Source organism: Flavobacterium tibetense, from assembly GCF_003293845.1.
Taxonomy (GTDB): domain Bacteria; phylum Bacteroidota; class Bacteroidia; order Flavobacteriales; family Flavobacteriaceae; genus Flavobacterium; species Flavobacterium tibetense.
Genome location: NZ_QLST01000004.1, coordinates 18,861 through 44,027, shown reverse-complemented (window position 1 = coordinate 44,027; position 25,167 = coordinate 18,861). Strand labels below are relative to the sequence as shown.

Here is a 25,167-nt window from a genome sequence, read left to right as displayed (position 1 = left end):
ACAGTTATACCTTTGCACTCGCAAAACAAGGAGGTAGTTTGCCTTGTGGAGCAATAAATTTTTCATAATTTATAGTTTTTGGTTGGTTAATAACATAAAAACTCAGTCATTAATTTTGACTGGGTTTTTTTGTTTAGTATTTTTGGAACAGAAATTGTATTCTCATTACAAAAGAGATCATTATGAAAAGAATAGCACTTTTACTTTTGGTATTTATTACTACCAATTCTTTTGTAAAAAAGGAAGACGCTTTTACTACTGGTGAATGGTTCAAACTTCGCATTCACTATGGCGTTATCAATGCCGGTTATGCATCAGTTGAAATTAAAGAAGCCGTAAAAAACAATAAAAAAGTCCATCATGTTGTTGGAAAAGGCTGGACCGTTGGTATGGCAAAATTCTTCTTTAAAGTGGAAGACGATTACCAAAGTTATTTCGATAAAGAAACTGGAAAACCCTATCATTTCATCAGAAAAATTGACGAGGGAGGTTACACTAAAAATCAAGAAGGCTTTTTTGATCAAAAAAACAACACGGTTTTAGTGAAAGACTACAAGCACAAAACAGAAAAAACGTTTTCAGTACCCGAAAATGTTCAAGATATTGTATCTTCGTTTTACTATCTTCGTAATCATCCAAAAATTGACAAACTTAACGTAGGTGAATCCATTGCAATCGACATGTTTTTTGACAATGAAACCACAAAGTTTAAGTTAAAATTTATTGGTAGAGAAGATATAAAAACTAAATTTGGAAAAATTTCATGTATGGTTTTTAGACCTTATGTACAAGCGGGTCGTGTTTTTAAAGAAGAGGAAAGCTTAACCGTTTGGATTTCAGATGATGATAATAAAATTCCAGTTCGTTTAAAAGCAAGTTTAGCCGTTGGTTCTTTAAAAGCCGATTTAGAAGCTTTCAAAGGTTTAAAACATTCGTTTAAAGTAAAAGTAGAATAATGGAAATGACGCAAGATTTGCAAGGCCAATTGCAACAATTAGATGACAAATTCAAAGCAATTAACCAAAGTACAGCAACACACTTAGAAGGTTTGTTATGGTCAAAACCAATAACCTATTGGGATTATATACAAACCGATGCTTTGTTGAACTTGCAAATTCAGCGCACCACTTTACCTGATGAAATGGTTTTTATCATGTACCATCAAGTGAATGAGTTGATTTTCAAAATGATTTTGTGGGAAATTGACCAATTGTGTCATACCGAAAAACCTTCAACTCCCTATTTTACTGAAAAACTTGGAAGAATTAGTCGTTATTTTGATATGTTAACCACATCATTCAACATTATGACTGATGGCATGGAAGTGGATCAATATTTGAAATTTAGAAACACACTAACACCAGCAAGCGGCTTCCAAAGTGCGCAATACCGTTTAATTGAATTTGCTTCTACTGATTTGATTAACCTAATCGATAATCGCTTTAGAGCAACAATTGATAGAAATACGCCATACGAACACGCTTTCGAACATTTGTATTGGCAAGCTGCTGGAAAAGATCATAAAACAGGAGAGAAATCCTATTTAATTCAAGCTTTTGAAAAAAAATACAAGGCTACTTTCCTAACGTTTATGGAAGAATACAACACCATTAATTTATGGCGTAAATTCAAAGAAATTCCTGAAGTAGACCAAAAAAATCCTGAACTTGTTGCGGCTATGCGTCATTTAGATTATACCATTAATATTACTTGGGTAATGGGACATTTCAACACAGCCAAAAAATACATAGAAAGTACGCCAGGAAATCATGAAGCAACTGGTGGAAGTGATTGGAAAAAATACATGTTACCCAAATACCAAAAACGAATTTTCTTTCCAGAACTATGGACCAAAGAAGAAATTGAAAACTGGGGTGAAGGATTGTAAAATTTGAAAAAGACAAAAAATTGAAATATTTAGTTCTACTAGTATCATTAAGCATATTTATTTCTTGTAATAAAAAAGAAGAAAAGGAAACAACTACTGAAGCGCCAATAGTTGTGGAACCGATTATAAAAGAATTTGGAATTATTTTCAACGAATTCAAAGTTGTTAAAGACACCATAAAATCAGGTGATACTTTTGGTAAAATGCTGCAAAATTATCAGTTACCAGATAGTATGAATGTGCATCAATTAACTGAAAAAGTAAAAGATTCTTTCAACTTAAGAGGAATTAAAGCAGGCAAACCGTATCTTTTATTTTTCGACAAAAACAATCCTAAAAAACTACAACAATTTGTATACATAAAAGATCAAATACATTATACTGTCATTGATTTACGTAATGGTGTTAGTGTTCAAAATAAAGAAAAACCTGTTACCATCAAAAAAAGAACTATTGCAGCTGAAATTGAAGGCTCCTTATCTGTTACGCTAGAAAAAGCTGGAGTAAGTGCTGGTTTAGCACCCAAATTAGCTAACGTTTATGCCTATTCTATTGACTTCTTCAAGATTCAGAAAGACGATAAATTTGCTGTTACCCTTTATGAAAAATTTATCGAAGATTCTATTTATGTGGGAATTGACCGCATTGAATCGACTTATTTTCAACATAGAGGAAAAGATTTTTACGCATTTCCTTATAAATTAAAAGACAACCAGAAAGAAGCCAGCTATTACGATGAAGAAGGAAAGGCTTTAAAAAGTATGTTCTTAAAAGCACCTCTAGATTATTTTAGAATTTCTTCCAGATTTTCACCACGTCGTTTTCATCCTGTTCAAGGAAGATGGAAAGCACATAACGGAACCGATTATGCAGCAGCTCATGGAACACCAATTAAAACAACCGCTTCAGGAACCGTAGAACGAACAGGTTATACAGCAGGAAACGGAAATTATGTTAAAGTAAAACACAACAGCACCTATTCTACACAATATTTACACATGTCAAAAATTTTGGTAAGAAACGGTCAATATGTAACGCAAGGACAAACTATTGGCTTAGTAGGAAGTACTGGTTTAGCAACAGGTCCGCACGTTTGCTACCGTTTTTGGAAAAATGGCGTGCAAGTGGATCCGCTTCGCTTACAATTACCTAATGCAGAACCCATGGATGAAGCTGACAGAAAAAAATATGTGGAACATATAAAACCATTTAAGCAGGAATTAGACAGTATTTTAAAAGTAACATTCAAAAACTAAATGGCATTACCTTCAATCAATCCAACGAAAACGAAATCGTGGGAAAAATTACAATCCCACTACAAACTTTTACAAAACCGAAGTTTGCAATCGCTTTTTGTTGAAAATCCAAACCGTGTAAATGCGTTTCATTTGCAATGGGAAGATTTTTTATTGGATTATTCGAAGAATAAAATCACCGAAGAAACTTTCCAATTATTATTGGAATTAGCTGAAGAAACCGATCTAAAAAAAGCCATCCAAATGCAATTTCAAGGTGAAAAAATCAATGAAACTGAAGGTAGAGCGGTTTTACATACTGCATTAAGAACTACTGAAAATATCATCCCTGAAATTGCAGCAGTTAAAAATAAAATTAAAACATTTTCTGAAAGCATCATTTCGGGCGAAAAGAAAGGATTTACCAACTTACCTTTTACCGATATTGTAAATATTGGCATTGGTGGCTCCGATTTAGGTCCGGCTATGGCAGTGGAAGCACTACAATTTTACAAGAATCATTTGAATGTGCATTTTGTATCCAATATCGATGGTGATCATGTTGCAGAAATTCTAAAAAAATTGAATCCTGAAACTACATTATTTGTGGTAGTTTCTAAAACATTTACAACGCAAGAAACACTTTCCAATGCGGAAACTATCAAGAAATGGTTTTTGCAGTTTGGAAATCAAGAAGCTATTGCCCAACATTTTGTGGCCGTTTCTACGAATATCGAAAAAACAACGGAATTTGGCATTCATGAAACCAACATTTTCCCTATGTGGGATTGGGTTGGTGGTCGTTTTTCTTTGTGGAGTGCGGTTGGATTATCTTTGGTTTTGAGTATTGGTTATTCCAATTTTGAACAATTGTTATTGGGAGCTCAAAAAATGGATTCGCACTTTCAAACTGCTAAATTTCATGAGAACTTACCCGTAATTTTAGCATTGATTAGTGTTTGGCACAACAACTTTTTTGGTGCTGAAACTGAAGCTATTATTCCCTATTCGCAGTATTTACAAAAATTAGTTCCGTATTTGCAACAAGCCGTTATGGAAAGTAACGGAAAAAGTGTTGATAGAAACGGAAATCCTGTAGATTACCAAACAGGAACGATTATTTGGGGCGAACCTGGAAGTAATTCGCAACACGCTTTCTTCCAATTGTTGCATCAAGGAACCAAATTAATTCCAGTTGATTTTATTGGATTTAAGCAATCATTGCATGGAGAATTGTTGCATCATCAAAAATTAATGTCCAATTTCTTCGCACAAACTGAAGCCTTATTAATGGGAATTTCGGAAGAAGCTATTCGAAACCAAGCTACTTCTTCCAATGAAAAAGTAATTCCATACAAAGTATTCGAAGGAAATAAACCGTCCAACACCCTTTTAATTGACCAATTAACACCTGAAAGTTTAGGTAAATTATTGGCGCTTTACGAACACAAAATTTTCGTTCAAGGCATCATTTGGAACATTTATAGTTATGACCAATGGGGCGTTGAATTGGGCAAAAAATTGGCTACTACTATTTTGGATGAGATTAAAAGTAACACCGTAAGTTCTCACGACAGTTCTACTTCTTTCTTGATTCAGCAGTTTTTGGATACGAATACGCGTTAGTTTGATTTTATTGGTTTAAACCACTTCCCAACATATTTGGTTTTTTCGTAAATAATTTTTATATCTTTGTAAGAATCAACTTTAAAACTAATTTTATGTACACAGCACTTCAAACCGCGCATTCTGTTTTTGCTTATATTGTATTAGCTGTTTTGTTTTTTGCAGCCGTTAATGCTATTTCAGGTTTAGTTAGCAAGCGTTTTTTCGCTGCTAAAGATTTGAGAATCTCTCTGTTTGCGATGATTTTATCGCACATGCAATTGTTAATTGGATTCATCTTGTACTTTGTTTCACCACTTGGTTTTGATGCCTTAGGAAATATGGGTGACAAAGATTTACGTTTAACTTCTTTGGAGCATCCACTAATTAATATTATTGCTTTGGCAGTGATTACTATTGGCTGGTCAAAACACAAAAAAGAAGAAAGTCACAATGGGAAATACAAGAAAATTGCGGTTTTCTATACCATTGGTTTGGTTTTAATTTTATCGCGTTTGCCTTGGGCTAGTTGGTTCAACTAGTTTTTGGCACCACTTTTGTTTTACTTGCAGAAATTCATTCTTGTGAAATATTACATGTATTCCATAGCGCTTTTATTTCTGCTCACTATAGCTAGCAGCTTTTCTGTTTCGTTTCCTGAGAAACTAAACAGAAAAGCTGTTTTTTTGGACAGTATTCAACCCAAAGATAGTATTTTGGTTGACACACTAGCCGTTGCATTAAAACCCTTTAAAACCAACGTACACGCTTCTTATTACCACGATAAGTTTAACGGTAGAAGAACCGCCAGCGGACAAAAATTTGACAACAACAAACTAACTGCCGCACACAAAACTTTAAAATTTGGCACAAAAGTAAAAGTGACGAATCCCAAAAATCAAAAATCAGTTATAGTTACCATCAACGATCGTGGCCCGTTTACTAAAGGTCGCGAAATTGATTTGTCTAAAAAAGCTTTTTTTGAAATAGCTGGCTCTAAATATACTGGTCATATTATGGTGGATTTGGAGCTTGTGGAGGAGTGAGTTTTGGAAGTGAATTGTGGGCACGGAATGCAATTAATAAAAATATATAGCTATATTTGAAACACCTATACGCTTTTGAGTAGCGCCAATCTATCTATATTTAAGTGTATATGCGCTACTTTATATCGTCTTTAAACAAGTTAGCCAAATTTTACACCAAAAATGAGTAAAAAAGATATTTTAAACAGACTTAACGAGCTAACAAAATCATATTCTTTTATTTATATTTTATCATTAATTGTATTAAGAGATTTTTGTGGTACTATAGATAATTTGTTTTCAAAAAATGTTAGAGAACATTTAAACGATAAAGAATTATCATTTTTAATTGGTTTGTGGCTAAAAAATATCAAAAAAGATAAATTTATTGAAAGCGAAGACGAATTACAAAACAATTTTGAAGAGGTTTATACATTAATGGATAATCTCCATTTTACTTTTTTAGAAGGATTAAAAAATATTAATCCTCTCGAGAAACTAGACATTTATGAAATGTTTTCAAATGGTCCTTTCCTTCAAGAAACAATGATTTATTCTGGAACTGGCGCTTATGATGTTCAATATAAAAAACTTTCAAGCGAAAAATATAAATATGACAAAGAATGGTTTTTAGCAAATAAAGAATTTGATGTAGACTTATTTGAAAAATTTTATGACAACATCAAAGATAATTTGCAAAATAAACTAAATAATAGAAAATTGTTAAAAGCCATTTCTGACTATGAGCAAGTATTAAATATTTTTTGTTTATCCAAAATTGAAATCACCAAAAACGATCCTCATTTTGAAAACATTTTAAATTGTCTAACTACTGATATTTCATTAAAAAACAATACAGATTTTAATTATTTAGGAGATTTTAATATATTTTCTGAAAAACCAATCATCAAAATAAAAGATGACTGCTATTTTATTCCAAGTTCATTTTCAATTTCAGAATCATTATATGAAAGTCCTTTTTATTGGATGCTTCAAGATGCTAATTATAAAAAAATAGCCCTAAAGAACAGAGGTGATATTGCAGAAGAATTAACAACAAAAATGTTAGAACCAGTTTTTGGGAAATCTAATATTTATCAAAATGTTATTATAAAAAAAAACAAAACTGAAACGGTTTCAGATATAGATGTTTTGGCATTACATAATGATAAAGCTATAATATTTCAGATTAAATCTAAAAAATTAACAGCTCTTTCAAAACAAGGAAATATTGAATCAATAAAAGATGATTTCAAAAAAGCGGTTCAAGATGCTTACGAACAAGGAAATATTTGTAAACAATGTTTAATCGATAATTCAAACTTTATTTTCTTAACTGAATATGAAAATTTTGAAGATAAAATTAGCAAACTTTCTGATGTACATATTGTAACAATTGTACTCGATAATTATCCAGGCATTTCGCATCAAGTTCATATTTTATTAGGAAATAAAACTGAAGAACTTCCGGTGTCTGTAAATATTTTCGATTTAGAAATTTTACTAAAATATTTACCAAAGCCTGATGATTTTACCGATTACATAAAAAGAAGGATTAAATTTAGTAAATTCTATAAGGCTGACAATGAAATGTGTTATTTAGGATTTCACCTTAAAAAAGGTATTGAAAAATATGATGGTGATTATATTGCATTAGATGAAAGTTGGGCACAATATATTGACAAAACTTATTACAAAGAGATTTATAAGGAAAAAGTAGCTGAGTTTACTTCAAAGAAAATACAAAGAAATGATCCATGTTTTTGTTTAAGTGGGTTAAAATATAAAAAATGTCACGGTAGAAATTAAAAAACCTCGATAGCGCGGAAATTTTTTCCGTGCCCGCAAAATAGAACAACAAAAAACCCTGCAATTGCAGGGTTTTTATATATCCAAAAAGTAACTAGTCACTAATTACTTTTCACTAATCACTTACTATTACAAATCAAATTGAATACCTTGAGCTAACGGTAAATCTGTTCCGTAGTTAATGGTGTTAGTTTGTCTTCTCATGTAAGCTTTCCATGCATCAGAACCTGATTCACGGCCACCGCCAGTTTCTTTTTCACCACCAAAAGCACCACCAATTTCAGCACCAGAAGTTCCAATGTTTACGTTAGCAATACCACAATCAGAACCCGCAGCCGAAAGGAATAATTCCATTTCTCTCATGTTGTTAGTAAAGATAGAAGACGATAATCCTTGAGGAACTGCATTTTGCATTTCGATAGCTTCTTCAATTGTACTGTATTTCATTACATATAAAACTGGAGCAAAAGTTTCGTGTTGCACGATTTCGAACTCGTTTTTAGCTTCAATGATACATGGTTTTACGTAACAACCGCTTTCGTATCCTTTTCCTTCTAAAACGCCACCTTCTACAATTACTCTTCCGCCTTCTGCTTTTGCTTTTTCGATAGCGTTTAAGTAATCTTGAACCGCACCTTTATCAATAAGTGGTCCCACGTGATTGTTAGCATCTAATGGATTTCCAATTTTTAACTGTGCATAAGCTTTTGCTAATACGTCTAATGTTTTATCGTACACACTTTCGTGAACAATCAATCTACGAGTTGATGTACAACGTTGCCCCGCTGTTCCTACTGCTCCAAATACGGCTCCTACCAATACCATTGATAAATCGGCTTCTTTAGAAACGATAATCGCGTTGTTTCCACCTAATTCTAAGATAGTATTTCCAAAACGCTCAGCCACCGTTTTTGATACGTGACGACCAATTCTGGTAGAACCTGTAAACGATACTAATGGAATACGTTTGTCGTTATTGATTAAATCTCCAGACTCGTTACCAACCACTAAACAACTGATTCCTTCTGGTAAATTGTTTCTTTCTAATACCGTTTGAATAATATTTTGACAAGCCACACCACATAAAGGCGTTTTTGAACTTGGTTTCCAAATACAAACATCACCACAAATCCAAGCTAACATCGTGTTCCAAGACCAAACCGCTACTGGGAAGTTGAAAGCAGAAATGATTCCAACCACTCCAAACGGATGCCATTGCTCATACATTCTGTGCATTGGACGTTCTGAATGCATCGTTAATCCGTGTAATTGACGTGATAAACCTACTGCAAAATCACAGATGTCAATCATTTCCTGAACTTCTCCAAGACCTTCTTGATACGATTTACCCATTTCAAAAGACACTAATTTCCCTAACGCTTCTTTATGTTTACGTAATTCTTCTCCCATTTGACGCACAATTTCTCCTCTTTTTGGAGCTGGCATCAAACGCCAAGTCTTGAAAGCTTCAGTTGCTGCTTGCATTGCGGTTTCATAATCTTCTTTGGTTGAAGATTTTACTTTTCCAATTAACTCACCTGTTGCTGGTGAATACGATTCAATGATTTTTCCGTTAGAAAACCATTTTGAACCTGTTGACGTTCCTTCGTTAATTTCTTTAATTCCTAGTTGTTGCAATGCTTCTTGCATACCAAATTGAACTGCTGCTTCTGATATCATTTTATAACTTTTTATTCGGTTTTTGTTAGATTTATGCAAAGGTAAAAAATATATTTTAACTCGGCAGATGTTATTGTATTTTAAAATTTTAACCACAAAGATTCACAATGAAGGCACAAAGAACACAAAGACTAAATCTTTAAATTGTTTTTTTCGCTTCTAATTTCCTTGATTTTCACAGATTCCTTTGCGAGACTTTGTGAAAACTTTTGTGGAACTTTGTGTTACTGCATTATTTTTTTGTAAACTTCGAATTCGTTTCCATTACAGTACCACATTTTTGACACGTTCTTTTTTCTTCAGAACTGTAAAACTCTTGGAAATGCGGTAGAAAATCCTTTTCAATATCGTGTAACTCGAAATAGACTTCGTGTAATTTGTTGTTGCAAGTATCGCAATACCAAAGTAAACCATCGGTAAATCCTTTTCCAGCGCGTTTTCTTTCGATTACTAAACCAACCGAACCCGCAGTTCTTGATGGCGAATGCGGTGTTTTGGCCGGATGTAAATACATATCACCTGGACCTAATTGCATCGCTTTCTTTTCTCCCTCTTCTTGAATGAAAATAGTGATTTCACCTTCCAATTGGTAAAATAATTCTTCCGTTTCGTTGTAATGGTAATCTTTTCTGGCATTGGGTCCGCCCACAATCATCACGATATAATCTTCCGATGTTTCGTCGTAAATGGTTTTATTTCCAACGGGTGGTTGCAACAAATGGCGGTTTTCTTCAATCCATTGGTTCAAATTGAACGGCTTTTGAATTTTCATCTTTTACAAATTAAAAGGTAAAGTTACAAAAAAGAAAAAAGGTTAGCTGTAATTTTTGTTACCAACTAACCTTTTTAAATTTACTATCTTTTATTTATCTAACCTCTTTAATCAAATACACATACACTGGGAAGTGATCGGAAAAGCCTGGAACTCCATTAGAGTTTCGTAAAGGATATCCTTTCCATCTACCTTCTTTTTGAACTAAAAAAGGTTTGTTATATACTCCTGCTTTCCAATACATCCAACCTGTTGCTTCTTTTCTTACCAATGGTTCGGTTAACATCATTTGGTCAAACAGATCCCAAGAATCTCGATAAGCTAATGTCCCAATTCCTTTTTTAGACATTTCTTCCATTGGGTTGTAAATGCCAAATTCTTTAACATCTGATTTTTTCCCTTTAGCGCCTAATTCTTTTTTCACACTTTTATTCATTGGACCGTCATTCAAATCTCCCATTGTAATTACCTTAGCATTTGGATTGATTTTGTATAACGAGTCAATAATTTGTCTATTTAAACGACCCGCTGCTTCACGATAAGGGCTACTTCTTTTCTCTCCACCTGAACGCGATGGCCAGTGATTTACGATAAAACTAATTTCTTCTCCATCTAAATAACCTGTTACTAATAATTGATCTCTTGTATAAACGCGCTTGCTTTTGGTATCGGCAACGGTTTTATCATCACCTTCTTCTTCTTTTTCATCTGACTTTTTTTGTTCTTCAGCATCTCTATAGATTAACAAAGGAACATTAGTATAGCTAGTTGGTGTAAAATATTTACTTTGGTATAATAAAGCAGTGTCAATTCCTCTTCCGTCTGGAGAATCGAAATGAATAATACTATAACCGTGAGGAACCATTTTAGGATGCTTGATTAAGTCTTCAAGAACACCTCTATTTTCAACTTCACACAACCCTATTACTACAGGAGCGTTCTTTTGATTCTCACCCGTGCCTATTTCAGGAATAACTCTACTTAAGTTATCTAATTTCTTTCTGTAGTTTTTATTCGTCCAACCTCTTGTTGGCGTATACTCGTCGTCATTAATTTTTGGATCATTAATGGTATCAAATAAATTTTCAACGTTGTAAAAAGCAATGGTTTGAATTTTGAAGTTTTTCGCTTGAGTAAACCCTTGATTTACAACGAATAGCATTACAAAACTTGCTAAAAAATGTTTCATTTTCATAAAATGTATGTTATGTTACTGTCAATTTTAATACAAATTGGGTGCCAAAGGTAAATAATATTATTAAAAGTTATACATTTGCAGGCTGTTAAGTTTTAATTACTTAACTATTAACCTTTTATTAATTTTAATTTCATTTATGAAAAAACTTGTATTAAGCATTTTATTTGTGCTACAAGCTGTTTTTGTTTTCGCTCAGCAAAATCCTGCCTTAAAAGGTAAGGTTGTTGATCAAAAAACACAAAAACCTTTACAAAATGTAACCGTTACTTTACAAAGCAGTAATCAAACGGTTTTAACTGATTTTGGCGGTAACTTTGTTTTTCAATCGATTGCCGAAAAATCAGATGTTGTGGTTATTAAAACTTTTGGTTATGTAACACAAACCTTAGTTTTAGAACCTACTTTGGGTGAAGCCCTAGATTTAGGAGTAATTATTTTAGAAGTAGACTTAGCTTCAGAATTACAACTAAGTTTGGTTACAATTACAGAAAATGATTTAGGAGATGATAATAGTGGGTCGGAAAGTACTTCTGGTTTATTACAAGCTGCAAGAGACACATACCAACAAACAGCAGCTTTCAACTGGGGGCAAGCACGTTTTAGAATTAGAGGTTTAGACAACCAATACAGTACTACGATGATTAATGGTATTGTAATGAATAAATTATATGATGGTAGACCTCAATGGAGCAACTGGGGCGGATTAAATGACGCTACAAGAAACCAAGAATTTACAATGGGTTCTGCTCCTTCTGATTACACTTTTGGTAATGCTTTAGGAACACAAGAAATTAATACAAGAGCTTCTTATTTTAGACCAGGAAATCGTATTACTTTTTCTGGGACAAATTCGAATTACAGCTGGAGAGCTATGGCAACCCATGCTTCAGGTTTAGATAAAAATGGTTGGGCGTTTGTAGTTTCGGGTTCAAGAAGATGGGCACAAGAAGGTTACTTCGAAGGAACTGATTACGGTGCAAACTCTCTTTTTGCAAGTGTTGAAAAGAAATTTAATGACAAACACAGTTTAAATTTTACCTCTATTTACGCACAAAACAGTAGAGGTAAAAACTCACCAAATACTGAAGAAGTAAATAATATAATGGGAGTTCGTTACAACTCATATTGGGGTTGGCAAGATGGTAAAAAAAGAAATTCAAGAGATAAGGACATTGCTGAGCCAATCAACATGTTATCTCATTTCTGGAAAATTACAGATAGAACTTCTTTGAACACCAATGTTGCTTTCCAAACAGGTTCAATTGGAAACTCGCGTTTAGACTTCCAAAATGCAAATAATCCTGATCCAACTTACTACCAAAACTTACCTAGTTTTTTCAGTAATTTAGCTGGCGGATTATCTCCTGATGAGTTTCAAACTTATGCTAATATTTTTAGATCTCGTTCTCAAATTGATTGGAACGCCATGTATATAGCAAACCAAAACAGCGCTAACCCAGGAAGAAGTGTTTATGCTTTATATGAAGATAGAACAGATGATAAATTATGGAGCGCTAATACTATCTTAAACTCTAATGTTTCTGATAATTTAACAATTAATGCAGGAGCAAACTTTAGAAGATTAAAATCTAATAATTTCCAAAACCTATTAGACTTAATGGGTGGTCAATATTTCCTAGACATTGATCCTTTCTTTGCTGGAAATGCAGCACAACCTGACTTAAACAATCCAAATAGACAAGTTGGAGAAGGCGATAAATACGGTTATAACTATAACTTATTTGCTACTACAATCGACGGTTTTACGCAGTTTAAATTTACTTATGATAAAGCGGATTTTTATTTAGCACAATCGTTCTCAAGATCAGAATACCAAAGAGAAGGTTTATATAGAAACGGTATTTATGCTGATAATTCTTTTGGAAAAGGTGATAAGGCCATTTTTGAAAATTTTGGATTCAAAGGAGGATTAACATATAAATTAACTGGTCGTCATTTATTAGATTTTAATGGTCTTTACATGACACAAGCGCCAAACTTAAGAAATACCTTTTCAAACGCACGTTTAAACAACAATATTACTACTGATTTAGTTAGTGAGTCTATTGTTAGTGCTGATGCAAGTTACATCATTAGAGCGCCAAAATTAAAAGCGCGCTTAACTGGTTTCTATACCAAAATCAAAGACGCAACAGAAATTTCTTTCTTCTATGCTGAAAGTATTGGTGATGCTGGTGGAGATGAGGATTCATTCGTAAGTGAAGTCGTAACAGGAATTGACAAACAAAATATGGGTCTTGAACTTGGTTTAGAATACCAAATTACTTCAACCATTAAAGCAACTGCTGCTGCATCTTACGGACAATATATTTTCTCTGATAATGCACGATTAAGAACAAACGATGATAACCTAGCCGCTATTGGTCAAAACCCAGTTACTGATTTTGGAACCAATTACATCAAAGGCTTGAGACAAGCAGGAATACCTCAACAAGCATATTCTGTTGGTTTAGAATACCGTAACCCAAATTTCTGGTGGATTGGAGCTAATGCCAATTATTTAGCTGATTCGTATATTGATGCTTCAAATATTTTAAGAACAGATAATTTTACAATTGATGATAACACAGGTGTTTCTTTTCCTGGTGCAAATAACCAATCAGTAAGAGATTTGCTAAAACAAGAAAAATTTGATAGCTTTATGCTTGTGAATTTAATTGGTGGTAAATCATGGAGAATCAGTCGTAAAACTAGAGATACATTTGGTTTCTTCGCTTCTATCAACAACATATTTGATGTAGAATACAAAACTGGAGGTTTCGAACAATCAAGAAAGGCAACTTTCCCTGATTTACAACAAGATTTAGCTAACGGAACTCCAAGCTTTGGTCCTAAGTATTTCTATGGTTTTGGAAGAACGTACTTCGTTAACTTCTACATTAATTTCTAAAAAATTGCAATATGAAAAATAACATTTTAAAAATCGTTTTCTTGTTAGCACTTTCTTCAAGTGTTTTAACAAGTTGTGTGAAAGAAGATGATTTTGATATTCCACCTATCAAACAATTGATTTTAAGTGAAGGATTTGAAACATCAACTACAGGTAGTGGCTCAACAGAAGTGCCAATTAGTATTGAAGGTTGGTTGAATTTCAACACTACAAGTACTAGATTATGGCATGCAAGAATTTTTAGTTCAAATAAATATGCTGAATTTTCATCATTCTTTTCTGCAAATGGCACAAATGACGAAGCATGGCTAATTACACCTGCTTTAGATTTAACTACTACTGAAAGCGAATTGTTTTCATTTGATACTAAAATTCGTTTTTGGCAAGGAGCTGCTCTAACTGTTTTTATTTCTGAAGATTATGACGGTACTCAGGCGGGTTTAACAACTGCTACTTGGACAGAATTAAATCCTATTTTACCTGTTTCAGGTCAAGAGGATGTATTTTTAAATAGCGGCAATATAGATTTAAGCGCTTACAACAGTGAAAATGTTAGAATCGCTTTTAAATATACTGGAAGCAGAGCTGGGGTAACCACTACTTACCAATTAGATAATATTAAAGTTTTTGAAAATTAATAGCTATGAAAAATATTAAATTTTTATTAATCCCTGCTTTTTTTGCAACTTTAGTAAGTTGTGTAAATGGCGATGACTACGGTACACCTGATTTATCTAACGAGTGTGTAACCATTGATGCAAATGTACAAGTAAATACAATTACAAGTTCAGCAACTGCAACTGCAACAGAGTACCCTAACAATGAAGAAGGTGACGACTTTATTGAAGCTTACATAACTTCTAGTGATGAAGGAGGGAATTTCTTTAAATCAATCTCTATGATTGCTACTGATGGCGGAGTAGGTTTTAGTGTTCCTGTTGATTCATACAATCTATATAATAGATTTGAACCAGGAAGAAAAGTATATATTAAAATGGACAATCGTTTTTACAACGTTCAGAACAATAGTACGGTAATTGGATCTTCTTTCAATGGTGGTGTTGGTCGTATTTCGGGTGTAGAATACCAAGATATTATCTTACGCTCTTGTGAAAAAGTAAATGAAGATGAGATTGTAAACAATATTACAATTACTCAAGCATTAAATAACGCTAACTTGAACAAGCTAATTGAGTTTGATAATGTTCAATTTACTGATGCATCACTAGGGAAAACTTATTTTGACGAAAGTCTACCAAGTCCAGGTGGCGCAACAAATCATGAAATTACTGATGAATTTGGTAATAAAATTATTGTGAGAGTAAGTTCGTTCGCTACTTTTTCAGCAAACGCCATTCCAGAAGGAAGTGGAAAAATTAGAGGCGTTCTAACAAAATTTGGATCTACATTCCAATTTATGGTTAGAACACTTAATGATGTTAAATTGACTAATCCTAGATTAGATATTGACTTTTTCCCTCCAATAGTTGGTAATGCATTAAATTTTGATGCCACATTGAATGAGCCTTTTACATCTTATACCACAACAAACCAAAGAAACTTCCCTAAATACATCAACGATGCTGCTGTAGGAAGTAGATATTGGGAAAGAAAAATATTTGGTGGAAATACTTATATTCAAATGTCATCTTTTGGTGGAACTCCTGAAGCAAATAGAAGTTTATTCATCGTTCCAGTAAATATGACCGCAGCAAATACTTTGTCTTTTGAAACAAAAGCAGGTTTTGCAAATGGAAATGTTTTGAAAGTTTACTATACAACTAATTATACACCAGGAAGTCAAATAACTTCTGCAACTTTAGTAGATATCACATCAAACTTTACTATTTCTCCAGGATTACCTTCTGGTTATCCAACAGATTTTACTGCGAGTGGTGTTTACAATATTCCAGCAGGAATTACTGGAAACGGTTATTTCGTGTTTGAATATGTTGGAAACGGAACAAGTGGACCAACAACGACAATGCAAATTGACAATATTGTAATTAACTAATTGCATTACTTTTTATAAACTAAAGCGACTCAATTGAGTCGCTTTTTTTATGATTACTATTTCGCTACCTTTGTACTATATAAAGAACGATTATGTTAGAGAAAGAAGTTATTGACTTTGAAAAATCAATAGTAATTGGAATTGTAACGCAAAACCAAAGTGAAGAAAAACTCAAAGAATATCTTGATGAGTTGGAATTCCTTACTTATACCGCTGGAGGTACGGTTATTAAACGTTTTTCTCAAAAAATGGATAAGCCCAATCCAAAAACCTTTGTCGGAACCGGAAAATTGGAAGAAATTAAATACTTCATCAAGGACAACGACATCAAAACCGTAATTTTTGATGACGAATTAACACCTTCGCAATCCAAAAATATTACCAAAGAGTTAGATTGTAAGGTTTTGGACAGAACCAATCTTATTTTGGATATTTTTGCTCAAAGAGCTGAAACATCCTATGCAAGAACGCAAGTAGAATTGGCGCAATGTCAATATTTACTTCCACGTTTAACTGGAATGTGGACACACTTAGAGCGCCAAAAAGGAGGAATTGGAATGCGCGGTCCTGGAGAAACGGAAATTGAAACTGACCGTCGTATTGTGCGTGATAGAATATCCTTGCTAAAAGATAAAATTAAAGTAATTGACAAACAAATGGCAACGCAACGAAGCAATCGTGGCGCTATGGTTCGTGTAGCTTTAGTTGGTTATACCAATGTTGGAAAATCAACTTTAATGAATGCTGTTGGAAAAAGTGATGTGTTTGTAGAAAACAAATTATTTGCAACTCTTGATACAACTGTTAGAAAAACAGTAATTAAGAATTTACCATTTCTTTTAAGCGATACCGTTGGATTTATTAGAAAATTACCAACGCAACTAGTTGAATCGTTTAAAAGTACATTAGATGAAGTTAGAGAAGCCGATTTGTTGCTTCATGTGGTTGATATTTCACATCCCGACTTCGAAGATCATATTGAATCGGTAAACCAAATTTTACAAGACATTAAAAGTGCTGACAAACCAACCATCATGGTTTTTAACAAAATTGATGCTTACCAATCGTTACAATACGATGAAAACGATATTACTATTGAAAAAACAACCAAGCATTACACTTTGGAAGATTGGAAAAACACTTGGATGAGCAAATTAGGTGATAAAAATACCTTATTCATTTCTGCAACTGAAAAAGCTAATTTTGAAGAGTTCAGAGAAAAAGTATACGAAGCCGTTAGGGAAATTCATATTACGAGATTTCCATATAACAAGTTTTTGTATCCTGATTACAAAGATGCTGTTGAAAACGAATAAAAAAAAGACCTCAATTGAGGTCTTTTTTGTGTTATAAGCCAGTTCTGATTAAAAGTTAGCATTGAATCCTACACCAATCACTTGACGGGTTTGAAAACCTTTAAAAGCGTTATCATCATAAATGGTCTGGAAAGCAAAATTGGTAGATAAATATTTATTGATTTTCATTACAATGTTCAATTGGTAATCAATATCAACATTTTTTGCCTCATCTAAATAATTGGAATATAAGTTTAAAATATTTTCAACAGAGACATTTTCCATGATTTGGAATTTATAGTACCCATTTATTGCTGCTCCAAATTCAAAACGAGTTGTTTCTCCTTGCTCTACACCAAAAGAAGGTCCAAATTCGGTAAAATGATCATGAACTAAAATTACTCTTGACGTTGCTGGAGCAAAATTTACTTTCAAATTATCACTTTTTTTCCATAACATACCAGGCCCTAATTGAAAAAATGCTGGTGAAAAGAAATGAGAAATTTTAGTGGTTCTAGTCGCTGGATCTAAACCTGTATCCATCTGAGTTTTGAAATTGAAAAAAGCAGAATAAAACCAATTTCCAGATGCTTTTTTACCTAATAAGGAATTAAACTCAATTCTGTCATCTGTTTTTTGAGTATCCGCACCTTTAATTTTGGTTAAACCATAAGCTGCGATAATTTTATTATCCCAATTCCAATCGCCATTTTTATAATTGAAATCGTAATTAATATTGGCATTTCCAGCAAAGTTATTCTGACCACCAGCTAACCAATTATCAAAAGACGATTGATTGGCTAAAAGCGTGAAAACACCTTTTCTTGACCAATGTTTTGTAGTATCAATAGTTGTTTCTTGCGCAATAGTTGTCACAGTAACAAATAATGTTAAAAATAAAAACCTTTTCATCCTTCAAGTTTTAAAATTAAAGGCACAAAGATATTTATTTATTTTTAAACAAAGGAACAGCCGAACAAGCCTCACCAAACATAACACTTTTGGAAACTTTCATTAATTTTTGAATTGCCAATGTATAAACTTCGTTGGGAACTGGTTTTTTGGAACACCCTTTTAAGATGACTGGTTTTTGAAAATAATCTGTGTAGTCTAATTTATTCAAAATATCTTGGTACCATTCTATAATAGCAGCCTTTTTTGAGCCATGAATTACTTTTAGAGCAAATGGTGCCAAATGAACCGTAACCAAAGTGAATGCCCAAGCAGGCAAAACAGCATCTGTGGAACAACATAAGGCTACATATTTATCTTGGTAAATTGAAAAATCAGTGTGTTTTAATTGGGTTCTAAAATCGGATTCTTTCAGAATAAAACCTTCTAATAACCATTGGGAAATATCTAAATCTACCACATGATTGTCCGGAAAGTAATCTTCTAAATCGAAAACCATCAACGAACTTTGCGCTACTTTGTTTACTATTTCGTCCATATCTTAGTCGCAGTTTTCAGTCGCAGTTTTCAGTCGCAGTTTTCAGTAAGAAGCTCATAAACTGCTCACTGTGACTGCGACTGCTAACTATTTTACAACATACCTAATTCTAATTTTGCTTCTTCGCTCATTAAATCTTTGCTCCAAGGCGGATCAAAAGTAATTTCTACTTCACAAGATTTTACCTCATCAATAGATTTTACTTTCTCTTCTACTTCCATTGGTAACGTTTCTGCTACTGGACAGTTTGGCGAGGTTAATGTCATTAAGATTTTCACATCGTTATCTTCATTAATCATCACGTCATAGATTAAACCTAATTCGTAAATATCTACTGGAATTTCTGGGTCGTAAATTCCTTTTAAAACTTTGACTACGTTTTCGCCTAAGTTGATTGTATCGTTAAATTCTTCCATATTATTAAGTTTTCAGTCTCAGTTTTCAGTCTCAGAGCAATTAGAAAACTGCAAACTGAGACTAATTATTGCTTTGCTTGAAAGGCTAAAGCATACATTTTTATTTGTTTTATCATTGAAACCAACCCATTAGCTCTTGTTGGTGATAAATGTTCTTTTAATCCAATTTCGTCAATAAAATCCGTATTGGCTTCTAAGATATCCTTTGGTGATTGGTTAGAAAAAGCACGAATTAAAATCGCTATAATTCCTTTAGTTAAAATCGCATCACTATCGGCTGTAAAAACGATTTTTCCGTCTTGTTCTTTACCGTGAACCCAAACTTTGGATTGGCAACCTTTGATGATGTTTTCGTCTACTTTGTATTGTTCATCAATCAAAGGAAGTGATTTTCCTAATTCAATAATGTATTCGTAGCGTTGCATCCAGTCGTCAAACATTGAAAACTCGTCTACAATATCTTCTTGTATGGCTTTTATGGTCATCTTATTCTACTTTATCTGCAATTTCTAAAATTTTATTTACCAATTCCTCAATGTAAGCCGGCGGAAATCCACCATCGAAATCAGTTGTTTTATAGCTTTGATTCGCTTTAATTACTTCCAAGTTTGTTATGGGTGCACCATCATAAAAACGCTTTTCGGTTGGCGCTTCTAATGTTGGAATTTTATTTAAATCCAACTTAGTCACTAGACTTTTTAACTCCTCTAATTCAGAAGCGCTTAATACTTTAGTGATAGGTTGCCCTTCTCTAGTTGTTAAAACAGAAATTTTACCTTTTTCGATTGTAATCAATTTATAAAAACCTCTCGTGTGTGAATCATAAATTAATATTGGTAATTCCTGTGAATTTGTCATAGGGTCATTAATGGTGTAATTTGTCATTGATGTTGCTTTTTTGCAATTACAACCCAAGAAAAAAACCACACTTGTGATAAATAAAGTAACTGCTTTCATAATTTTCATTTTTTAAGATAACATCATTTGTGCTTTTTTAACCGCTTCTACAAAGATATCAATTTCTTCTTTGGTATTATAAAACGCAAAACTCGCTCTTATCGTTCCTGGAATATTGAAAAAATTCATGATAGGTTGGGCACAATGATGACCAGTTCTAACCGCTATACCTAACTTATCTATAATTGTGCCAATGTCATACGGATGAATCCCTTCAATATTAAACGAAATTACTGAAGTTTTGTTTTCTGTAGTTCCGTAAATCGTTACACCTTCGATTTCTTGTAATCTTTTAGTTCCGTAGACTAATAATTCGTGTTCGTAAGTGGCAATATTATCAAAACCTATCGAATTCATATAATCAATTGCGGTTCCAAGAACAATTCCACCAGAAATATTAGGCGTTCCGGCTTCAAATTTATGCGGTAAATCAGCATAAGTAGTTTTTTCGAAAGTAACTTCAGCAATCATTTCGCCTCCGCCTTGATACGGTGGTAATTTTCGCAACCATTCTTCTTTTCCATATAAAATTCCAACGCCTGTTGGTCCGCAAACTTTATGTCCTGAAAACACATAAAAATCACAATCCAATGCTTGTACATCTGGACGTAAATGTGGTGTTGCTTGTGCTCCGTCAATTAAAACGGCCGCTCCTACTCCATGTGCTTTTTTGATGATGTATTCAATTGGGTTAACCGTTCCTAAGGCGTTTGAAATGTGATTTACGGTTACGATTTTAGTTTTTTCGGAAAGTAAGTTGTCGAATGCTGAAATTACTAATTCTCCTTTTTCATTCATTGGAATTACGACCAACTTCGCTCCTGTTTTTTCACATAAAAATTGCCAAGGCACAATGTTGCTGTGATGTTCCAAAGCCGAAACCATCACCTCATCGCCTGCTTTTAGCAAACTTGAAAAACCATTTGCTACCAAATTAATTCCGAAAGTAGTTCCTGAAGTAAAAATGATTTCGTGATTGTGTTTGGCGTTTAAGTGATCTTGAATCGTGTTTCGTGAAGTTTCATATGCAACTGTAGCCAGTTGACTCAACGTGTGAACACCGCGATGAATATTGGCGTTGATTTCGCTATAATATTTAGAAATAGCATCGATAACCACTTGCGGTTTTTGCGAAGTAGCTCCGTTATCAAAATACACCAAGGGTTTACCATTTACTTTTTGCGATAAAATGGGAAAATCAGCTCTTACTTTTTGAACATCAAACATTTTCATTCTATTTGAGGACAAATTTACGATTTGATTGTTTATAATTGGAATAAATAAAGGTTAAAATCGAATTAAAATTGCTCTCCCGCTCCACCTCCACTAAAACCGCCGCCGCCAAATTCCATTGGGTTGGATTGTGTTGGCGCTGGAGTAGTTGCATTAGCTAATGATAAAACGGCTTGCGTGTTTAACAACAACGAATTGTCGGAATCTCTATCGGGTTGGAAAGTTACGCCTTCTGTTTTGTTTTTTAATTGTTGGATAATCAAATACGCTAATCCAAAAAGTAAAATTCCGCTGATGACCATTACGTATTCTATTGGGAAGAAATAGTAATAATGGCGAATGGAGTAAAATCCAAATGCCAGCGTTAATAATCCTGAATATAAAACTAATTTGTCTTTCCACTTGATTCCCAAAAAGAAATAAAGCAACGGAATTAAAAACGTGAGCACATAAAAAACAATTGCGAACGGAACATCGGAAGTATTGGTAATGGTTAAATTCATTAAAGATTCAGATAACTCACGAACTACTAAATAATTCATCGACAAATAACCTAAAAGCAAACTGGCTACTCGAAGGGTATCAAAAGTTTTAAAATACGGATAATAATTTTGGTTTTTACTTAAATGAACTACAAAAAAGTAAACTATAATCGCAAGTAGTAATCCAACAAACGACAGATAAAACTTGGGCATAACATCATGTTCAACAATTACATTGAAAAAAATGCCAACCAAACCTATAAAAGCCAATAAAGCCGAAATGGTATTGATGAATCGAATAGCAAAAAATACGCCTAGAACCAACATTGTTATTAAAACCGGCAAAAAAGCTTCCGTAAGAATGCCAATGCCAATTAAAAGTGATATTTGGGCGGAAAGCAAGAAAGCATCATCTAATCCGTGTCGGAAAAATTTCATTCTTACCAAAACTTCCAATCCAATGTAAGCCACAATAGCGTAAAAAAAGAACATGATTTGATATTGCTCTGTAATTAACTGAAGTAAAATCACCGAAATAGCACTAATTACAGATGAAAGCAGAAAGTTTCCCAATAGAAAAAACCCGATTCGAAAGAAAATATTGGAATTGGATTTCAATTGGGCTAATTGAGCACTTACTATTTGTAATTGCGCTTTAGAAAGAAATTTCTTTTGGAATAATTTTTTCGCTTCTTCGGCCAAAAAATAGTTTTCTAATTCGGATTTATTGTACGCTTGCATTCTTTTCGGCATTAAATTGTTTCACTAATCGGATAAAGAAATAAATACTGGCTATTACATAAAATGGAGAAACCATAATTACTAATTGATGAAAAAATCCAAAATCAATATAGAACAGGAATTTACCAATCAAAATATTCACGCCAAAATAACCATACAACAGCATAAATGCAAAAAGTGACGTAGCTAAAACACGATAACTAAATTTGTAGAAAAAATAGACAAATCCAATTAAAATTGGAATAAAAACAAACCAATGTTCCGAAAGTAAACCAGCCATAATACAAACGCCCAACAAGTGCAAAGCAAACGTAGCATAAACAAAGTGAAAATGTGCTTTGATTTTGGTTTTTAAACTGTGTTCCATCCAAACTAGCAAACCAATTCCTAAAACCAATCCAGAATACGTTAATTGTAAACTAGAATAGATTTCATTTTGAAATATACTTTTTGGTGATATAGAAATTCCAATGAATGCTGCCAAACTAGTAATAGCAAGAGAAAGCACAATTCGATTATCAAAATAATACGCAACAAAAAAGCAAAGCAAAGCCGAAATCAAAGAAACATAAGCATACGATTCGTCAAAAATTTGGTATTGAAAATTGATGTAACCCAAAAAAATACAAGCCAACAAACTTCCGGTTAAAACCAAATAATCATACAACGGATTTTCAAATACGACCTCATCATTGGCATAACCTTTTGCTTTTTTAAAACTAAAATAAAAGCAAACCAACATCAAAATAAAATTAGCCGATAGAATTGCTAAATGCCCAATAGAATCGATGTTGTTATACACAATTACTCCAATTCCAGAAGTAAATAGGATTACCGAAAAGTAAATCATCAAAAGTAATTCGCTTCGCAACGAAAAAATGCCTTTCTTTTGATAAATCACAATTTCCTCCAAGTCATTTTCGTTTAAAAACTCTTTTTGATGGAGTTTTTGAAGTAGTATTTCTGAAAAATGGGATTTTTCCATAAATTAAAATTTGAATAAAGATAAGGAAATTCTTAGTTGATTGAACAGAAACAATCAAATCAGTCTTATAATATAAAAAAGAGCGCAAAGTAGAAAACCTTGCGCTCTTTGTGTATTACTTGGTGTATTTGTGGTTTGATGCTACAAATCAAATCCCATATTCACTCCTAATTTTTCAGCAATAATTCTTGCGATTTTTGCTTTTAATTCAGGAATCTTTACACTGTTTGTTACTTCGCTTGTAAAGGCATACATCAACAAGGCTTTCGCTTCTTTTTTCGGAATTCCGCGTTGTTGCATGTAGAACATAGCGCTTTCATCTAATTGTCCAATCGTACAACCGTGCGAACATTTTACATCATCGGCAAAGATTTCCAATTGTGGTTTTGCGTTGATAGTGGCTTTATCGCCAATTAAAATGTTGTTATTTTGTTGGAAAGCATCGGTTTTTTGAGCTTCTTTTTCTACATAGATTTTTCCATTGAAAACTCCGGTGGAACTATCGTGTAAAATCGTTTTATAGTTTTGGTGGCTTTCGCAATTTGGTGTTGCGTGTTGTACCAAAGTATAATGATCTACGTGTTGTTTATCGCCAATAATGGTAATTCCTTTTAACGTTGAATCAATTCTTTCACCTTGATGATAGAAATTCAAGTTATTTCTTGTGATGTTTCCACCAAAAGAAAACGTATGCACTGCTACTCTACTCTCTTGCTTTTGGGCAATGTATGTATTGTCAATCAAATTAGCGGTTTGCACATCGTTTTGTACTTTGTAATAATCTACAATCGCGCGTTTCTGAGCGAAAATTTCGGTAACCGAATTCGTTAAAACGGGATTGCTATTTAAACTCTGATGACGTTCTACGATTTGCACGTGAGCGTTTTCTCCAACAATGACCAAATTTCGAGGTTGCACCATTAAAGCCGCTTCATTTCCAGTTGAAAAATAGATGATTTCGATTGGTTTTTCAACCACTTTACTTTTTGGAATGTTGATATAAGCACCTTCCAACGAAAATGCAGTATTTAGAGAAGTTAAACTTTCTTCTTTATTGGCAATTTGATTAAAATAGGTATCAATTACCATTTTGTATTTCGGTTTTGTTAATGCCGAAGACATCAAGCAAACATCTAGACCATCATGCGTAGTTGAAGACAAAAACGAACTGAAAATTCCGTCAATGAAAACTACTTTGTACGTGTCAATTTCATGTAAGAAATACTTTTTTACATCTTTAAATTCTATCGTATTTTCTTTCTTTGGGAAAACCGAAAAATCATTTTTTAAAATCGAATTTAACGATGTATATTTCCAAGCTTCCTCTTTTTTAGTAGGGAAACCTTTGTTTTCGAAATTTTTTATGGCGTGATTTCGAACTTCGTGCAAATCTTCATTGTCTTTGATTTTTTCTTCAAAAGCCATGAAGGAAGCTATCATTTTATCTTTTAATTCCATATTTAATGTTTAT

Annotated in this window: 23 protein-coding genes; 11 read left to right on the top strand and 12 right to left on the bottom strand. The window is 33.2% G+C overall.

Annotated elements, in window-relative coordinates; translation table 11 throughout:
- Positions 1-182 precede the first annotated feature (182 nt).
- From DPN68_RS04180 to DPN68_RS13275, 7 genes are all read left to right on the top strand, one after another.
- Entirely contained in the window at positions 183-956 is a 774-nt protein-coding gene (locus DPN68_RS04180) for a DUF3108 domain-containing protein (RefSeq protein ID WP_113988396.1), read from the top strand.
- A complete protein-coding gene (locus tag DPN68_RS04175) occupies positions 956-1,888 on the top strand; it encodes a tryptophan 2,3-dioxygenase family protein (RefSeq protein ID WP_162298394.1) in 933 nt (310 codons plus the stop codon). The genes DPN68_RS04180 and DPN68_RS04175 overlap by 1 nt, the downstream gene beginning before the upstream one ends.
- Before the next feature lie 20 nt (positions 1,889-1,908).
- Positions 1,909-3,144, top strand: a complete 1,236-nt coding sequence (locus DPN68_RS04170) for a peptidoglycan DD-metalloendopeptidase family protein (RefSeq protein ID WP_113988395.1) — start codon at positions 1,909-1,911, stop codon at positions 3,142-3,144.
- Positions 3,145-4,749 (top strand): glucose-6-phosphate isomerase, encoded by a 1,605-nt coding sequence (pgi, locus tag DPN68_RS04165; protein WP_113988394.1) that lies wholly within the window; start codon positions 3,145-3,147, stop codon positions 4,747-4,749.
- A 95-nt stretch (positions 4,750-4,844) separates the two neighbouring features.
- Positions 4,845-5,270 carry a hypothetical protein gene (locus tag DPN68_RS04160; protein ID WP_113988393.1) on the top strand — a complete coding sequence of 142 codons (426 nt, stop codon included), beginning with the start codon at positions 4,845-4,847 and terminating at the stop codon, positions 5,268-5,270.
- A gap of 42 nt (positions 5,271-5,312) precedes the next feature.
- The gene (locus DPN68_RS04155; RefSeq protein WP_239987006.1) at positions 5,313-5,774 is read left to right on the top strand and encodes a septal ring lytic transglycosylase RlpA family protein; all 462 of its coding nucleotides are present in this window, start codon (positions 5,313-5,315) and stop codon (positions 5,772-5,774) included.
- 162 nt (positions 5,775-5,936) lie between these two features.
- Complete coding sequence (locus DPN68_RS13275) at positions 5,937-7,562, top strand: SEC-C metal-binding domain-containing protein (protein WP_204673658.1); 1,626 nt, start codon at positions 5,937-5,939, stop codon at positions 7,560-7,562.
- 129 nt (positions 7,563-7,691) lie between these two features.
- Here the strand turns inward: DPN68_RS13275 and amaB are convergent, their stop codons facing one another.
- From amaB to DPN68_RS04135, 3 genes are all read right to left on the bottom strand, one after another.
- The gene (amaB, locus tag DPN68_RS04145) at positions 7,692-9,242 is read right to left on the bottom strand and encodes an L-piperidine-6-carboxylate dehydrogenase (protein ID WP_394336422.1); all 1,551 of its coding nucleotides are present in this window, start codon (positions 9,240-9,242) and stop codon (positions 7,692-7,694) included.
- 232 nt (positions 9,243-9,474) lie between these two features.
- Positions 9,475-10,014, bottom strand: coding sequence for a 3-hydroxyanthranilate 3,4-dioxygenase (locus tag DPN68_RS04140; RefSeq protein WP_113988391.1), 540 nt, complete (start codon positions 10,012-10,014; stop codon positions 9,475-9,477).
- A gap of 94 nt (positions 10,015-10,108) precedes the next feature.
- Positions 10,109-11,209, bottom strand: a complete 1,101-nt coding sequence (locus tag DPN68_RS04135; protein ID WP_113988390.1) for an endonuclease/exonuclease/phosphatase family protein — start codon at positions 11,207-11,209, stop codon at positions 10,109-10,111.
- Between the two features lie 139 nt (positions 11,210-11,348).
- On the opposite strand from DPN68_RS04135, the gene DPN68_RS04130 reads away from it, so the two are divergent.
- From DPN68_RS04130 to hflX, 4 genes are all read left to right on the top strand, one after another.
- Positions 11,349-14,123, top strand: coding sequence for a carboxypeptidase-like regulatory domain-containing protein (locus DPN68_RS04130; protein WP_113988389.1), 2,775 nt, complete (start codon positions 11,349-11,351; stop codon positions 14,121-14,123).
- Positions 14,124-14,134: 11 nt separating this feature from the next.
- A complete protein-coding gene (locus DPN68_RS04125; RefSeq protein ID WP_113988388.1) occupies positions 14,135-14,761 on the top strand; it encodes a choice-of-anchor J domain-containing protein in 627 nt (208 codons plus the stop codon).
- 5 nt (positions 14,762-14,766) lie between these two features.
- Positions 14,767-16,137: a DUF5689 domain-containing protein gene (locus tag DPN68_RS04120; protein ID WP_113988387.1), complete on the top strand. Its 1,371-nt coding sequence runs from the start codon at positions 14,767-14,769 to the stop codon at positions 16,135-16,137.
- Between the two features lie 92 nt (positions 16,138-16,229).
- Positions 16,230-17,453: a GTPase HflX gene (gene hflX, locus DPN68_RS04115; RefSeq protein ID WP_113988386.1), complete on the top strand. Its 1,224-nt coding sequence runs from the start codon at positions 16,230-16,232 to the stop codon at positions 17,451-17,453.
- Positions 17,454-17,501: 48 nt separating this feature from the next.
- On the opposite strand, the gene DPN68_RS04110 is transcribed toward hflX, so the two are convergent.
- The 9 genes from DPN68_RS04110 to sufD form a co-directional block, all read right to left on the bottom strand.
- A complete protein-coding gene (locus DPN68_RS04110; protein WP_113988385.1) occupies positions 17,502-18,344 on the bottom strand; it encodes a DUF3078 domain-containing protein in 843 nt (280 codons plus the stop codon).
- 34 nt (positions 18,345-18,378) lie between these two features.
- Positions 18,379-18,882: a DUF2480 family protein gene (locus tag DPN68_RS04105; protein ID WP_113988384.1), complete on the bottom strand. Its 504-nt coding sequence runs from the start codon at positions 18,880-18,882 to the stop codon at positions 18,379-18,381.
- A 92-nt stretch (positions 18,883-18,974) separates the two neighbouring features.
- Positions 18,975-19,298, bottom strand: coding sequence for an SUF system Fe-S cluster assembly protein (locus tag DPN68_RS04100; protein ID WP_113988383.1), 324 nt, complete (start codon positions 19,296-19,298; stop codon positions 18,975-18,977).
- Between the two features lie 65 nt (positions 19,299-19,363).
- Positions 19,364-19,783 (bottom strand): SufE family protein, encoded by a 420-nt coding sequence (locus tag DPN68_RS04095; RefSeq protein WP_113988382.1) that lies wholly within the window; start codon positions 19,781-19,783, stop codon positions 19,364-19,366.
- A gap of 1 nt (position 19,784) precedes the next feature.
- Positions 19,785-20,255 (bottom strand): hypothetical protein, encoded by a 471-nt coding sequence (locus tag DPN68_RS04090; protein ID WP_133256563.1) that lies wholly within the window; start codon positions 20,253-20,255, stop codon positions 19,785-19,787.
- A 12-nt stretch (positions 20,256-20,267) separates the two neighbouring features.
- The gene (locus DPN68_RS04085) at positions 20,268-21,482 is read right to left on the bottom strand and encodes an aminotransferase class V-fold PLP-dependent enzyme (protein ID WP_113988380.1); all 1,215 of its coding nucleotides are present in this window, start codon (positions 21,480-21,482) and stop codon (positions 20,268-20,270) included.
- 71 nt (positions 21,483-21,553) lie between these two features.
- Positions 21,554-22,711 (bottom strand): hypothetical protein, encoded by a 1,158-nt coding sequence (locus DPN68_RS04080; RefSeq protein ID WP_113988379.1) that lies wholly within the window; start codon positions 22,709-22,711, stop codon positions 21,554-21,556.
- Positions 22,695-23,696, bottom strand: a complete 1,002-nt coding sequence (locus tag DPN68_RS04075) for a DUF2157 domain-containing protein (RefSeq protein WP_113988378.1) — start codon at positions 23,694-23,696, stop codon at positions 22,695-22,697. The genes DPN68_RS04080 and DPN68_RS04075 overlap by 17 nt, the downstream gene beginning before the upstream one ends.
- Positions 23,697-23,837: 141 nt before the next feature.
- Entirely contained in the window at positions 23,838-25,154 is a 1,317-nt protein-coding gene (gene sufD, locus DPN68_RS04070; RefSeq protein ID WP_113988377.1) for a Fe-S cluster assembly protein SufD, read from the bottom strand.
- Positions 25,155-25,167: the final 13 nt, after the last annotated feature.

What these genes read in the sequence shown, in the direction of transcription:
- DPN68_RS04180 (WP_113988396.1), top strand. Translation starts at nt 183, where the DNA reads ATGAAAAGAATAGCACTTTTACTTTTGGTATTTATTACTACCAATTCT.
- DPN68_RS04175 (WP_162298394.1), top strand. Translation starts at nt 956, where the DNA reads ATGGAAATGACGCAAGATTTGCAAGGCCAATTGCAACAATTAGATGAC.
- pgi (WP_113988394.1), top strand. Translation starts at nt 3,145, where the DNA reads ATGGCATTACCTTCAATCAATCCAACGAAAACGAAATCGTGGGAAAAA.
- DPN68_RS04160 (WP_113988393.1), top strand. Translation starts at nt 4,845, where the DNA reads ATGTACACAGCACTTCAAACCGCGCATTCTGTTTTTGCTTATATTGTA.
- DPN68_RS13275 (WP_204673658.1), top strand. Translation starts at nt 5,937, where the DNA reads ATGAGTAAAAAAGATATTTTAAACAGACTTAACGAGCTAACAAAATCA.
- amaB (WP_394336422.1), bottom strand. Translation starts at nt 9,242, where the DNA reads ATGATATCAGAAGCAGCAGTTCAATTTGGTATGCAAGAAGCATTGCAA.
- DPN68_RS04140 (WP_113988391.1), bottom strand. Translation starts at nt 10,014, where the DNA reads ATGAAAATTCAAAAGCCGTTCAATTTGAACCAATGGATTGAAGAAAAC.
- DPN68_RS04135 (WP_113988390.1), bottom strand. Translation starts at nt 11,209, where the DNA reads ATGAAAATGAAACATTTTTTAGCAAGTTTTGTAATGCTATTCGTTGTA.
- DPN68_RS04130 (WP_113988389.1), top strand. Translation starts at nt 11,349, where the DNA reads ATGAAAAAACTTGTATTAAGCATTTTATTTGTGCTACAAGCTGTTTTT.
- DPN68_RS04125 (WP_113988388.1), top strand. Translation starts at nt 14,135, where the DNA reads ATGAAAAATAACATTTTAAAAATCGTTTTCTTGTTAGCACTTTCTTCA.
- DPN68_RS04120 (WP_113988387.1), top strand. Translation starts at nt 14,767, where the DNA reads ATGAAAAATATTAAATTTTTATTAATCCCTGCTTTTTTTGCAACTTTA.
- hflX (WP_113988386.1), top strand. Translation starts at nt 16,230, where the DNA reads ATGTTAGAGAAAGAAGTTATTGACTTTGAAAAATCAATAGTAATTGGA.
- DPN68_RS04110 (WP_113988385.1), bottom strand. Translation starts at nt 18,344, where the DNA reads ATGAAAAGGTTTTTATTTTTAACATTATTTGTTACTGTGACAACTATT.
- DPN68_RS04105 (WP_113988384.1), bottom strand. Translation starts at nt 18,882, where the DNA reads ATGGACGAAATAGTAAACAAAGTAGCGCAAAGTTCGTTGATGGTTTTC.
- DPN68_RS04100 (WP_113988383.1), bottom strand. Translation starts at nt 19,298, where the DNA reads ATGGAAGAATTTAACGATACAATCAACTTAGGCGAAAACGTAGTCAAA.
- DPN68_RS04095 (WP_113988382.1), bottom strand. Translation starts at nt 19,783, where the DNA reads ATGACCATAAAAGCCATACAAGAAGATATTGTAGACGAGTTTTCAATG.
- DPN68_RS04090 (WP_133256563.1), bottom strand. Translation starts at nt 20,255, where the DNA reads ATGAAAGCAGTTACTTTATTTATCACAAGTGTGGTTTTTTTCTTGGGT.
- DPN68_RS04085 (WP_113988380.1), bottom strand. Translation starts at nt 21,482, where the DNA reads ATGTTTGATGTTCAAAAAGTAAGAGCTGATTTTCCCATTTTATCGCAA.
- DPN68_RS04080 (WP_113988379.1), bottom strand. Translation starts at nt 22,711, where the DNA reads ATGCAAGCGTACAATAAATCCGAATTAGAAAACTATTTTTTGGCCGAA.
- DPN68_RS04075 (WP_113988378.1), bottom strand. Translation starts at nt 23,696, where the DNA reads ATGGAAAAATCCCATTTTTCAGAAATACTACTTCAAAAACTCCATCAA.
- sufD (WP_113988377.1), bottom strand. Translation starts at nt 25,154, where the DNA reads ATGGAATTAAAAGATAAAATGATAGCTTCCTTCATGGCTTTTGAAGAA.